We start from the raw sequence: 12,733 nt of genomic DNA, 5'->3' as shown, positions 1-12,733 counted from the left end.
CGCTCTTCCGGCCTCCTGCAGTTCAGAACGGGGGAGGCAGCGCCTTCCGGGGCGGTGGTGCCGGGGGTCTGCCGCGGGTGATGTGGGTGCGGCCGAGGCGCGAGGTCCAGACCGTCGTGCCCGCCGTGGCGTCGTGCTCCGCGGTCCACTGCCCGAGCGTTTTGAGGCGGTGGTGCTCGGGGCAGAGAAGGGCGAGGTTGTCCGGATCTGTGCTGCCGCCGTGTGACCACTCGTGAATGTGGTCTGCCTCCGTGCGCGGGTGCGGGGCGTCGCACCCTGGGAAGGTGCAGCAGGTGTCTCTGAGCGCGAGATAGCGGCGCAGTGCGGCTGGGGGCGTGTAGCGGGTGCGGCCGAGCCCCAGGGGGACGCCGGAGTCCGGATCGACGACAGCGCCCACCCACGTGGCCGCGTGGGCCGCCACTGACCGCGCCGTCTCGGCATCGACGAGCCCGTAGCCCTGGATCTCAGCAGGAGCATCCGCCAGGGTCAGCCCTGCCGCCGAGGAGCCGGGTGTGGCGGAGCCAGGTGCAGCGGGACCGGCGCAGGGAAGGACGGTGCCGTACGGGACAGTCACGACGATCTCCATGCGCACGCCGCCGCGCGGCTCGGACGTGTTCCTCGACCCCTCCGCCGCCGTATCCAAGGGCGCACTGCCGCCTCCCGACACCGGCGCGAGGAGTAGGCCCGTGAACGCGTCCGCGCGCTTCTGGGCCGCGGTTCGGGGGTCGTCGGGGCGCTGGGCGCGGGCGATGGCCTGCAGCCTGGTGTCGATCATGGCGCCGTCGGCTAGCGGAAGATAAGCGGTGAGGCAGCACATCCCGTCGTCGCAGGGATCAATCTCGACACGACGATGCTCGCGCGCCGCATGCGACCGCGCGGCGAGGGTGCCGGCGGAGTACTCCTCCGCGAGCCGCCGCAGGGACCGCCGCAGTGCCGGCACCGATAATGGCACCGCATCGCGGACCGCAGCCTCGGCCGGCGAGCGGTCCGCCGAGGCGAGGCGGACAGCCCGAGCGATGAACTCCGCGGCCGCTGCTTCGGGCACCGGAGCCGCCGCGCCCAGGATAGTCTTGGCCCGCTCCCGGTCCACGCGCCCGTCGTCGAGTGCGGCGAGCAGAGGCTCGGCCACCGGCTCCGTAAGCGCCAGGCACTCGGCGACCAGCGCCCGGGCGGCGCGTGCGGGCAGTGACAACTCGGCGGCGACCTCGGCCGCGGTGAGCGAAGGGGCCTCGAGCCGTTCCATCGGATCCGCCGATTCAGCGCCCAGCAGCACCGCGATCCGTCGGATGCCCTTGGCCCGGTCGGCGTGCAGCTGGGACTCCATCGCCCGGCACACCGAGAGCCCGCCCACGAGCGAGTCCACCCGGAATATCCGCTCGGCCGCCCGGCGAGCCGGCTCGGTCAGGACCTCAGCACCGGCCGGAGCAGGGTCCCATGCCTCCGCCCAGCCCCGTGGATCATCGCCCGCCTCCTCCGGCGGGAGTGACCACGGCGCACGGTCCTGCCGCGGCGACCACTCGCCGTCGTGCGCCGAACCGCAGTGTCCCTCCATGGAGCGATCCCATCACGGGGGTCCGACATTCCTCGGCGGCCCCCTCACCCGCCCTGCGCGGGATCTGGATCGGCCATCGACAGCAGGCGATCGAAGATGCCCTCGCCATCGTCGGAGATCCCGTCGTGGTGGAAGTCGCCGGTCTCCCAGACGTCGATTCCGCGGACCCGGGCGGCCGTCTCGAGGGAGAGGGCGCGGTCCACGAAGATGTCGTCGCGGTAGACGGCGGCGGCGACCGGCACGTCGTTCGCGGCGAGGCGGCCCGGATCGTACAGCGGGCCCCAGTCGGACTTCTCGGCCAGGAGCCGCGCGGTCTCCGCGAGCGGCACGAGCGCGGGGTCCTGCTCGAAGTACCAGGGCAGCACCATCTCGCCGAGCAGCAGCGGCTCCGCGGCGTCCGGCCGGAATCCGGGATGCTCCTCCAGGACCCTCCACGCGGCCCAGTCGCTGGCCTGGCCCTGGGCGTAGATGGCCTCGTGGAGCACGGCGTAGAGCGGGTTCGGGGCCCGCGTCACGAGGGCGTGCACCTGGGCCAGGAACCCGTCGGAGAGGCGCGGGCCGCCCACGCCGAGGGTGAAGGCGTCCTCGAGCAGGTAGTGGAGCTGGTCCACGCGCGTGTTGCCGCCCAGCAGGCTGCCGACGAGCTGGAACCGCTCGGGCGTGAGCCGCTCGCCGGACGCGAGCCGCTCGTCGGCCGATCCCAGGTGCGACATGACCTCGCCCACCCGTGCCCTGTCGTCCGGGTACCAGCCGAAGTACTCCGCATTGCGTTCGGCGACCCTCGCATAGGTGGCGCGGTAGACCTGCTCGGCGGGTCCGTCCAGGGGCGCGAGCCCGCCGGTGATGATCGCGCGCCGGACGCCCTGCGGGGCGAAGGAGAGGTAGCTGAGGGTGCAGAACCCGCCGAAGCTCTGCCCGAACACGGTCCACGGCCCCGACCCGAGCTCGCGGCGGACCGCCTCACAGTCATGCACGATCGAGTCGGCCCTGAAGTGTGCGAGGTAGGCCGCCTGCTCGGCCGGGCCGCCCCGGCGGGGGAGCGTGGTCCGGTCTGCGGGGGTCGAGAGACCGGTGCCGCGCTGGTCCAGCATGAGGATCCGGAAGTCCCGCGCCGCGGCCTTCATCCAGCCGCTCAGGCCGGTCACGCGTCCGCCCCGACCGCCGGGGCCGCCCTGGAGGAACACGAGCCACGGCAGGCGCTCCACGGAGTCGGCGGGGTGGGCCGCGGAGACGTACTCGCGGGCGAACACCTCGATCAGCTCCCCGTCGGGGCGCCCGTGGTCCAGCGGCACCGCGAAGAGGTGCTCCACGGTGCGCATCCCGCGGAATGCGTGCGCTCCGAGGACGCGGTGGGCGGACGACGCCGCCACCGCGCCGCCGCGGCGCCGGTCACCCACCGTAGCGCTCACCCCGCCGACCCCGCGGCGGAGGCCCCGAACTCCGCGAGCGCCCCGCCGGTGAGGCGGAACGTGTCCCATTCCTCCATCGGCACGGCCCCGAGGCTGCGGTAGAAGCCGATCGAGGGCTCGTTCCACTTCAGGACGGCCCACTCGACGCGCGCGTAGCCGCGCTCCACGGCGATGCGCGCGAGCTCGGCCAGCAGCGCCTTCCCGTAGCCCCGGCCGCGGGCGGCGGGGCGCACGTAGAGGTCCTCGAGGTAGATCCCGTGGGTGCCCTCCCACGTGGAGTAGTTGAGGAACCACAGGGCGAAGCCCATGACCTCCGGCGAGCCGGCGCCGGCGCTGTCCTCGACCACATGGGCGAAGATCGCCGGGTTCTCGCCGAAGAGCTGCGCGGTGAGGGCCTCGGCGGTGTTCTTGACCGCGTCCGGCTCCTTCTCGTAGACCGCGAGCTCGTGGATGAGTTCGAGGATGATGGGGATGTCGGCGGCCTCGGCTGGCCGGAGGAGGGCGGTGGTGGAAACGCTCATGCCTCCCAACTTAGCCCCCGAGCCGCCCCACGGAGGTCAGACGGATGACGGCGCTGCCCGCCGCATCGCTCGCGGCCAGGTCGACGTCGGCAGAGAAGCCCCAGTCCCGGTTCCCGGCGGGGTCGTCGAAGATCTGCCGCACGTGCCACACGCCGGGCCCCTCGTCGATGATGAGCAGCTGCGGGCCGCGCGCATCCGGTCCGGTGCCGATGTCCTCGTGCTCGTCGAAGTAGCCGTCCAGGGCGCTCTCCCATTCCGCGACGCCGAAGCCCGCCTCGCTGTCCAGCGCGGCGAGCGCGTCGGAGTCCTCGTCGGCGAAGAGCTCGACCCTGCGGAAGAGCTCGTTGCGCACCATGACCCGGAAGGCCCGGACGTTGGAGGTGAGTGCCGGCGGGGGAGGGGGCGGCGCATCGTGGGCGTGCAGGTCCTTGCCGCTCGTGAGCTCCTCCCATTCGTCCAGGAGCGAGGAGTCGACCTGGCGGACCAGCTCGCCGAGCCAGGCGATGAGGTCCTCGAGGTCCTCCCGCAGCGCGTCCTGCGGGACCGTCTGGCGCAGGGCCTTGAACGCGTCCGTGAGGTACCGCAGCACGATCCCCTCGCTGCGGGCGAGCCCGTAGAACTGGACGAACTCGCCGAAGTCCATGGCCCGCTCGTACATGTCGCGGACCACGGACTTGGGCGCGAGCTCGAAGTCGCCCACCCAGGGCGCGTGCCGGCGGTACGTCTCGAACGCGGCCTCGAGCAGCTCCTTGAGCGGCTCGGGGTAGGTGACGGCGTCGAGCGCGTTCATCCGCTCCGTGTACTCCATGCCCTCGGCCTTCATCGCGGCGACCGCCTCGGTCTTGGCGCGCTTGAGCTGGGCCGAGAGGATCTGCCGCGGCTTCTCGAGGGTCGCCTCGATCATGGAGACCACGTCGAGCGCGTACGACGGCGACTCCGGGTCCAGGAGGTCCAGCGCCGCGAGCGCGAAGGGGGAGAGCGGCTGGTTGAGGGCGAAGTTCTCCTGCAGGTCCACGGTCAGCCGCAGCGTGTGCCCGCTCGCGCGCTGGGCGTCGGTGAGCTCGTCCTCGGGGATCCGCTCGACCACTCCGGCGGCCAGGAGCTCGCGGAGGATGCCGAGGGCCCGGCGCATGAGGCGCAGCTGGACGGGCCGGGGCTCGTGGTTCTCGGTGAGGAGCCGGTGCGCCGCCGTGAAGGGATTGCCGGGCCGCGCCATGAGGTTCAGGAGCATCGCGTGGGTCACAGTGAAGCTCGAGGTCAGCGGCTCGGGGGCGGCCTCGACGAGCTTCTCGAACGTGGGGCGGCCCCAGGAGACGAACCCCTCGGGCGGCTTCTTCTTCACGACCTGGCGGAGCTTGCGCGCATCGTCGCCGAACTTCGCCCGGGCCTTTTCCATGGCCCGGTTGTTCTCCACGACGTGCTCCGGGGCCTGCACGACGACGGTCCCCGCCGTGTCGTACCCGGCCCGCCCCGCGCGCCCGGCGATCTGGTGGAACTCCCGGGCGTTGAGGTGGCGGGTGCGGGTGCCGTCGAACTTGCTCAGCGCGGTGAGCAGGACGGTGCGGATGGGCACGTTGATGCCGACGCCGAGGGTGTCCGTGCCGCAGATGACCTTGAGCAGGCCGGCTTGGGCGAGCTGCTCGACGAGGCGGCGGTACTTGGGCAGCATGCCCGCGTGGTGGACGCCGATGCCGTGCCGCACGAGGCGGTTGAGGGCCTTGCCGAAGCCGGCTGCGAACCGGAATCCGGCGATCAGCTCGGCGATCCGGTCCTTCTCCTCGCGGGTGCACATGTTCACGCTCATGAGCTGCTGGGCCCGCTCGATCGCCTCGAGCTGGCTGAAGTGCACCACATAGACGGGGACCTGCTTCGTCGCGAGCAGCTCCTCGAGCGTCTCGTGGACGGGCTTCTCCTCGTAGTAGTAGTGCAGCGGGATGGGCCGTTCCGCGTGGGCGACCACCGTCGTCGTCCGCCCGGTGCGCTCGGTGAGCTCGCGCTCGAAGCGGGCCACGTCCCCGAGGGTGGCGCTCATGAGGAGGAACTGGGCCTGGGGGAGCTCGAGGAGGGGCACCTGCCAGGCCCAGCCGCGCTGCGGGTCCGAGTAGAAGTGGAACTCGTCCATGACCACCGGCCCGAGTTCGGCGGCGTCGCCGAGGCGGAGGGCATGGTTGGCGAGGATCTCGGCGGTGCAGCAGATGATCGGGGCATCCGGGTTCACCGAGGAGTCGCCCGTGACCATGCCGACGTTCTCGGCGCCGAAGATCTCGCACAGCGCGAAGAACTTCTCCGACACGAGCGCCTTGATCGGCGCGGTGTAGTAGCTGCGCTGGCCCGTCGCGAGGCCGTGGAAGTGCGCGGCGACGGCCACGAGGGACTTGCCGGAACCCGTGGGCGTCGCGAGGATAACGTTCGAGCCGGAGACGATCTCGAGCACCGCCTCCTCCTGCGCGGGATAGAGGGAGAGCCCGCGGGCCTCCGCCCATCCGACGAACGCGTCGTAGACCTCGTCTGGCATGGACTGTCCGGAGTCGGGGCGGGAGGACGGCGCGGGGATCAGGGTGTCGAGTCGCATGGCGCCCCCAGACTATCCGGATTAGCGTGGTCCCATGAGTTCGCCCACGTGGGACCCGGCCCTCTACACCGCCTTCGGGGACCATCGCTCGAGGCCCTTCCACGACCTCACCGGACGCATCGCGGCCGAGGCGCCCCGCCGCGTCGTCGACCTCGGCTGCGGTCCGGGCGAGCTCACCGCCACCCTCGCCGAGCGCTGGCCTGACGCGCTCGTGGAGGGGCTGGACAGCTCGCAGGAGATGCTCGACGCCGCCCGTTCGCGCTTCGCGGGACACGACCGGCTCTCGTTCCGGCAGGGCGACATCCTGCACTGGGAGCCGGAGGACGACGTCGACGTGGTCGTCTCGAACGCCGCCCTCCACTGGGTGCCCGGCCACCAGGGCCTCATGGGCCGCTGGCTCGAGCAGCTGGGGCCCGGCGCGTGGCTGGCGGTCCAGGTGCCCGGCAACTTCGCGGCCCCCTCCCACGCCCTCATGCGCGAGCTGGCAGAGTCCTCGCAGTGGGACCACCGCCTGCGCGGGGTGCTCCGCCACACCGACCCCGTGTCCGAGCCGCGCACCTACCTCGGGCTCATGCTCGACGCAGGGTGGGAGGCAGACGTGTGGGAGACGACGTACTGCCAGGTGCTCACCGGGGAGGACGCCGTCCTGAACTGGGTGCGCGGGACGGGCCTGCGCCCGGTGCTCGATGCGCTCTCTCCCGACGAGGCCGCCCAGTTCGAGGAGCAGTACAACCAGCTCCTCTACGACGCGTACCCCTCGTCCGAGCGGGACGGGGTCCTCACGACCGTCTACCCCTTCCGCCGGATCTTCTGCGTGGGGCGCCGGCCCGGGCGGCACTAGGCCCCGGCCTGCCCTCCGAGGCCCAGGAGCCGCGCGCCGTTCTCCCACAGGACCTTGCGCATCCACTCGTCGCCGAGGCCCAGGCGCGCGAGCGCGTCGAGCTGGTGGGCGTAGGGATACGGGATGTTCGGGAAGTCGGAGCCCAGGACCACCCGGTCCGCCAGCTCGGCGAGCCGGTCCGGGAAGCCGTCCGGGAGCGGCGCGAACCGCTCGGTGAAGTCCGTGGCGGACATAGTCGTGTCGAGGTGCACGTTGGGGTAGGCGGCCGCGAGGTCGGCGAACTCCCAGTACTCCGGCATGCCCAGGTGCGCGACCACGAGGGTGAGCCGGGGGTGCCGGTCCAGGAGGACCCGGACCCGCTGCGGCCCGGTGAACTCCCCGGGGAGCGGCCTGGACCCCGCGTGCATGACCACGGGCACCCCGGCCTCCTCGAGCTGGGCCCAGGCCGGCTCGAGCAGCGGATCATCCGGTCCGAACCCGCCCACCTGCAGGTGGACCTTGAACAGGCGCGCCCCCGCCGCGAGCGCGCGGCCGACGTAGTCGCCCGCCTCCGGCTCCGGGTACAGCGTGCCGCAGTGGACCGCGTCGGGGATCCGCCGGGCGAAGTCGGCGCACCAGTCGTTGAGCCAGGCGGCCATGCCCGGCTTGTGCGCGTACGTGAGCGCGGGGATCGCCGCCATTCCGAGGCTGCGCGCGACCCGCAGGCGCTCCTCCTCGTCGGCCCGGTAGGCGATCGGCCACGCCCAGCCGTACCGGTCCTCCGCCGCATCGAAGTAGGCCCAGACCTTCTCCAGCATGGTCGGGGGGAGGAAGTGCACGTGGACGTCGGCGAGTGCCGGGATGCCGAGGCGTTCCAGGTAGGCGGGGATCTCGGCGTCCGTGGCCGGACCGGGAGCGGCGCGCATGCGGACTACCAGCCCCGCTCCTTCCACTCGGCCAGGTGCGGCCGCTCGGCGCCGAGCGTGGTGGGCTTCCCGTGCCCGGGGTGGACCTCGGACTCGTCCGGGTAGGCGCCGAAGAGGCGCTCGACGACGTCGCCGTAGAGGAGCGCGAAGCGGTCGGGGTCCTTCTGCGTGTTCCCCACGCCGCCGGGGAAGAGCGAGTCGCCCGAGAAGATGAGGGGCGCAGAGCCGGCCTCGGACAGCACATAGGCGATCGATCCCGGCGTGTGCCCGCGCAGGTGGACGGCGGTGAGCTCGAACCCGTCGAAGGTGCCCACGTCGCCGTGGTCGAGGACCACGCCCACTGGGGCAGGGATCCCGGCCACGTCCTGCCGGCCGGCGGCGACCGGGGCGCCCGTCTCCTCGACGAGCCCCTCGAGCGCGCGCACGTGGTCCCAGTGCTGGTGCGTCGTCGCGATCAGGGCGAGCTTCGCGGGGGCGTCCGCGTCCGCCGCGCCCTCCGCGAGCAGGGTGCGGATGGCCGGAAGGTCGTCGGCGGCGTCGATGAGGACCTGGGCCCCGGAGGCCTTCGCCGTGATGAGGTAGACGTTGTTGTCCATGTCGCTGACGGAGATCCGGCGCACCGTGACGCGCCCGAGGTCTTTCACGAGGGTGCTCATGGACGCCACCCTAGGCGGCTTCGCTACGCTGGGCCAATGGCAGTGGGTGATTTCCCGGGGTGGTGGCGCCCCAACGCGGAGCTGGCCGTGCCGCTCTTCGAGCAGCTCCGCCGGCACATCCTGGCGCTCGTGGACGAGGGCGGCCTGGGGGTCGGCGCGAAGCTCCCGTCGGTGCGCGCGCTCGCGGGCGAGCTCGGGGTCGCGCCCCACACCGTGGCGCGCGCCTACCGCGAACTCGAGGAGGCCGGCGTCCTCGCGACGGCAGGGCGGGCAGGCACCACGGTGGCCCCCCGGGGCCAGCGGGACGAGGAGCTCGCGGCGGCCGCGGCGGCCTTCGCGGGCACCGCGGCAGCGCGGGGCTGCTCGCTCGCCGAGGCGGTCGCCCTGGTCACCGCGGCCTATGCCGCCAGGGACCGCCCGCAGGCCGGGTGAGCCCAAGGTCACATCGAAGACATTTTCGAATTTCGATCCGGTCCACTAGCATAGTCAGGTGCAGAGTCTGCCCACACTCAACGAGTCCACGTCCGAGCAGGAGAACGTCCTGGATGGCGAGCGGACGGGGCCTGCCACGGCCGCTGCCGTGCTGCAGGACAGCCTGACGCCGCACGACCAGTCCCGCCTCGTCGTCAAGGGCGCCCGCGAGCACAACCTCCGCAACGTCAGCCTGGACCTGCCGCGCGACGCGATGATCGTCTTCACCGGGCTCTCGGGTTCGGGGAAGTCCTCGCTCGCCTTCGACACGATCTTCGCCGAGGGCCAGCGCCGGTACGTAGAGTCCCTCTCCGCCTACGCCCGCCAGTTCCTCGGCCAGGTGGACAAGCCCGATGTCGACTTCATCGAGGGCCTCTCCCCGGCCGTGTCGATCGACCAGAAGTCCACGAGCAAGAACCCCCGCTCGACGGTGGGCACGATCACCGAGATCTACGACTACATGCGCCTCCTCTGGGCGCGCGTCGGGCGCCCGCACTGCCCGATCTGCCACGAGCCGGTCACCCGCCAGACCCCGCAGCAGATCGTCGACCAGCTCCTCGAGATGCCGGAGGGCACCCGCTTCCAGCTGCTCGCCCCCGTGGTGCGCGGCCGCAAGGGCGAGTTCGTGGACCTGTTCAAGGAGCTGGCCGCCAAGGGCTACTCCCGGGCCCGGGTCGACGGCTCGCTCGTGCAGCTCTCCGATCCCCCCAAGCTCGGCAAGCAGTTCAAGCACACCATCGAGGTCGTCATCGACCGGCTCGTGGTCAAGGAGGGCGTCCGCCAGCGCCTCGCCGATTCGGTGGAGACGGCGCTCGGGCTTGCCGAGGGGCGCGTCCTCGCCGATTTCGTGGACCTCGACGAGGACGACGACGTGCGGCTGCGGGCGTTCTCGGAGCACCTCGCGTGCCCCAACGAGCATCCCCTCGCGATCGACGAGATCGAGCCGCGCTCCTTCTCCTTCAACAACCCGTTCGGCGCCTGCCCGGCGTGCACCGGCATCGGCACCAAGCTCGAGGTCGATGTCGACCTCGTCGTGCCCGACGCGCAGCTGAGCCTCTCCGAGGGCGCGATCGCCCCCTGGTCGCTGGGCACGGCGACCCAGGAGTACTGGACGAGGCTCCTCGCGGGCCTCGCCGACGAGCTGGGCTTCTCGATGACCACCCCGTGGCACAGCCTGCCGGAGTACGCCCGCGACTCGGTGCTGTTCGGCAAGGACCACAAGGTCGTCGTCCAGTACCGCAACCGGTTCGGCCGGGAGCGCAAGTACAGCACCGGGTTCGAGGGGGCCGTCGCCTACATCCAGCGCAAGCACCTCGAGACCGAGTCGGACTCTGCCCGCGACCGGTACGAGGAGTACATGCGGGAGATCCCGTGCCCCGAGTGCGGTGGCGCGCGGCTGAACCCCGCCTCGCTCTCGGTCCTGGTCGGCGGGCGGTCCATCGCCGACGTCAGCAGGCTGCCGCTCCAGGAGGCGAGGACCTTCCTCGCCACGCTCGACCTCACGCGGCGCGAGGAGCAGATCGCGGCGCAGGTGCTCAAGGAGATCGACGCGCGCCTCCGCTTCCTCCTCGACGTGGGGCTCGAGTACCTCAACCTCGAGCGCGCGGCCGGAACGCTCTCCGGCGGCGAGGCGCAGCGCATCAGGCTCGCGACCCAGATCGGCTCCGGCCTCGTCGGAGTCCTGTACGTCCTGGACGAGCCCAGCATCGGCCTGCACCAGCGCGACAACCGCCGGCTCATCGAGACCCTCACCCGGCTCCGCGACCTCGGGAACACGCTCATCGTCGTCGAGCACGACGAGGACACGATCCACGAGGCCGACTGGATCGTCGACATCGGTCCGGGCGCGGGCGAGCACGGGGGAGAGGTCGTCCACTCCGGCACTCTCGAGGACCTCAAGGCCAACACGGCGTCCCTCACCGGGGACTACCTCTCCGGGCGGCGCTCCATCGAAATCCCGGCCAAGCGCCGCAAGGTGGACCGCAAGCGCCAGCTCAAGGTCGTGGGGGCGCGCGAGCACAACCTGCAGGGTGTCGACATCGCCTTCCCCCTCGGGGTGCTCACCGCGGTCACCGGCGTGAGCGGGTCCGGGAAGTCCACGCTCGTCAACGACATCCTCTACAAGGTGCTCGCCAACCGCCTCAACGGTGCCAAGCAGGTGGCCGGCCGCCACACGCGCGTCGAGGGCCTCGAGCACCTCGACAAGGTCATCCACGTCGACCAGAGCCCGATCGGGCGCACCCCGCGGTCCAACCCCGCGACCTACACGGGTGTGTTCGACCACATCCGGAAGCTGTTCGCCGAGACGAACGAGGCGAAGGTCCGCGGCTACATGCCCGGCCGCTTCTCGTTCAACGTCAAGGGCGGCCGCTGCGAGGCCTGCAGCGGCGACGGCACCATCAAGATCGAAATGAACTTCCTCCCGGACGTGTACGTGCCCTGCGAGGTGTGCCACGGTGCCCGCTACAACCGCGAGACCCTCGAGGTGCACTACAAGGGCAAGACCATCGCGGACGTGCTGAACATGCCGATCGACGAGGCCGCCGAGTTCTTCTCGGCATTCACCCCGATCGCGCGGCACCTGAACACCCTGGTCGACGTGGGCCTCGGCTACGTCCGGCTCGGGCAGCCGGCCACGACCCTCTCCGGCGGCGAGGCCCAGCGTGTCAAGCTCGCCGCCGAGCTCCAGAAGCGCTCCAACGGGCGCAGCGCCTACGTCCTCGACGAGCCGACCACCGGCCTGCACTTCGAGGACATCCGCAAGCTGCTCCTCGTCCTGCAGTCCCTCGTCGAGAAGGGCAACACGGTCATCACGATCGAGCACAACCTCGACGTCATCAAGAGCGCGGACTGGATCATCGACCTCGGCCCGAACGGCGGCTCGGGCGGCGGCCGCATCGTGGCCACCGGCACGCCCGAGCAGGTGTCGCGGGTGGAGGGCAGCTACACCGGCACGTTCCTCGCCGAGATCCTCGGCGGCGAAGGTTAGCCACCCAGGCCCGAACATGAGCGCCGCGGCATGGACCGGATGGTCCATGCCGCGGCGTTCATGGCATGCGGGTGTTGGTTTCGGTCCGGCGGAGACGATGTGCGAGACTGTCCCGGTGACTGACAGCCCCGCGCTCGCGATCTTCGATCTGGACGGAACCCTCATCGACCCGGCGGGGAGCATCACCGGCGGCATCGCCTTCGCCCTCGGGGCCCAGGGCCTGCCCGTCCCCGATGACGAGACCCTCTCGAGCATGGTGGGACCGCCTCTGCAGGAGTCCCTGCACCGGCTCGCCGACGTGCCCGAGGAGACGCTCCCGGCGGTCGTCCACAGCTACCGGCAGCGCTACATCTCGCACGGGATGGGCCAGAGCCGGCCCTACCCCGGCATCCCCGAGCTGCTCGTCCGCCTGCGCGCCGAGGGCGTGCACCTCGCGGTCGCCACCCAGAAGCCGCAGAACCTCGCCGAGCGCCTCCTGCGCACCCACGGCCTCGATGTCCACTTCCACAGCATCCACGGCGCGCCCGACGACGAGACGCTCCCGCCCGCCACGGACGGGAAGGCCGGGATCGTCCGGGCGGCCCTCGAGACCAACCACGGCAGCCCCAGGCGCTCGGTCATGATCGGGGACCGGCGGCACGATGCGGCCGGCGCGGCCGCCAACGGCGTTCCCTGCATCGGCGTCCGCTGGGGCTTTGCGCCCGAGGGCGAACTCGCGTCCCTCGACCTGGCCGCCGCGGTCGGCGACGCCGACGAGCTCGGGCGGGCGATCGACGTCGTGCTCCACCGCGCACCGGAGGCCGCCACGTGCTGATCT

At 71.7% G+C, this 12,733-nt stretch carries 10 protein-coding genes; 4 read left to right on the top strand and 6 right to left on the bottom strand.

What is annotated here, in order from left to right:
• Positions 1-22: 22 nt before the first annotated feature.
• From ACYVKZ_RS10785 to ACYVKZ_RS10770, 4 genes are read right to left on the bottom strand one after another with little or no spacing between them, the layout of a single operon-like run.
• Complete coding sequence (locus ACYVKZ_RS10785; protein ID WP_460992262.1) at positions 23-1,552, bottom strand: HNH endonuclease signature motif containing protein; 1,530 nt, start codon at positions 1,550-1,552, stop codon at positions 23-25.
• 44 nt (positions 1,553-1,596) lie between these two features.
• A complete protein-coding gene (locus ACYVKZ_RS10780) occupies positions 1,597-2,949 on the bottom strand; it encodes an alpha/beta fold hydrolase (protein ID WP_460992455.1) in 1,353 nt (450 codons plus the stop codon).
• A gap of 8 nt (positions 2,950-2,957) precedes the next feature.
• The gene (locus ACYVKZ_RS10775; RefSeq protein WP_460992261.1) at positions 2,958-3,482 is read right to left on the bottom strand and encodes a GNAT family N-acetyltransferase; all 525 of its coding nucleotides are present in this window, start codon (positions 3,480-3,482) and stop codon (positions 2,958-2,960) included.
• Between the two features lie 10 nt (positions 3,483-3,492).
• The gene (locus tag ACYVKZ_RS10770) at positions 3,493-6,054 is read right to left on the bottom strand and encodes a DEAD/DEAH box helicase (RefSeq protein ID WP_460992260.1); all 2,562 of its coding nucleotides are present in this window, start codon (positions 6,052-6,054) and stop codon (positions 3,493-3,495) included.
• Positions 6,055-6,088: 34 nt separating this feature from the next.
• On the opposite strand from ACYVKZ_RS10770, the gene ACYVKZ_RS10765 reads away from it, so the two are divergent.
• A complete protein-coding gene (locus tag ACYVKZ_RS10765) occupies positions 6,089-6,895 on the top strand; it encodes a trans-aconitate 2-methyltransferase (protein WP_460992259.1) in 807 nt (268 codons plus the stop codon).
• Here ACYVKZ_RS10765 and ACYVKZ_RS10760 read toward each other — a convergent pair.
• Entirely contained in the window at positions 6,892-7,800 is a 909-nt protein-coding gene (locus tag ACYVKZ_RS10760) for an amidohydrolase family protein (RefSeq protein WP_460992258.1), read from the bottom strand. The two genes, ACYVKZ_RS10765 and ACYVKZ_RS10760, sit on opposite strands and share 4 nt — an antisense overlap.
• Positions 7,801-7,805: 5 nt before the next feature.
• Positions 7,806-8,456 (bottom strand): MBL fold metallo-hydrolase, encoded by a 651-nt coding sequence (locus tag ACYVKZ_RS10755; RefSeq protein ID WP_460992257.1) that lies wholly within the window; start codon positions 8,454-8,456, stop codon positions 7,806-7,808.
• 36 nt (positions 8,457-8,492) lie between these two features.
• On the opposite strand from ACYVKZ_RS10755, the gene ACYVKZ_RS10750 reads away from it, so the two are divergent.
• The 3 genes from ACYVKZ_RS10750 to ACYVKZ_RS10740 all read left to right on the top strand — a co-directional run bounded on the left by ACYVKZ_RS10750 (position 8,493) and on the right by ACYVKZ_RS10740 (position 12,730).
• Positions 8,493-8,888 (top strand): GntR family transcriptional regulator, encoded by a 396-nt coding sequence (locus ACYVKZ_RS10750; RefSeq protein ID WP_460992256.1) that lies wholly within the window; start codon positions 8,493-8,495, stop codon positions 8,886-8,888.
• A 148-nt stretch (positions 8,889-9,036) separates the two neighbouring features.
• Positions 9,037-11,916: an excinuclease ABC subunit UvrA gene (uvrA, locus tag ACYVKZ_RS10745; RefSeq protein WP_460992454.1), complete on the top strand. Its 2,880-nt coding sequence runs from the start codon at positions 9,037-9,039 to the stop codon at positions 11,914-11,916.
• A gap of 115 nt (positions 11,917-12,031) precedes the next feature.
• The gene (locus ACYVKZ_RS10740; protein WP_460992255.1) at positions 12,032-12,730 is read left to right on the top strand and encodes an HAD hydrolase-like protein; all 699 of its coding nucleotides are present in this window, start codon (positions 12,032-12,034) and stop codon (positions 12,728-12,730) included.
• The last annotated feature ends 3 nt before the right edge of the window (positions 12,731-12,733 follow it).

Source organism: Sinomonas soli (genome assembly GCF_054782415.1).
The sequence above is the reverse complement of the archived record's forward strand: the minus strand, read 5'-3'. Positions and strand labels throughout refer to the sequence as shown.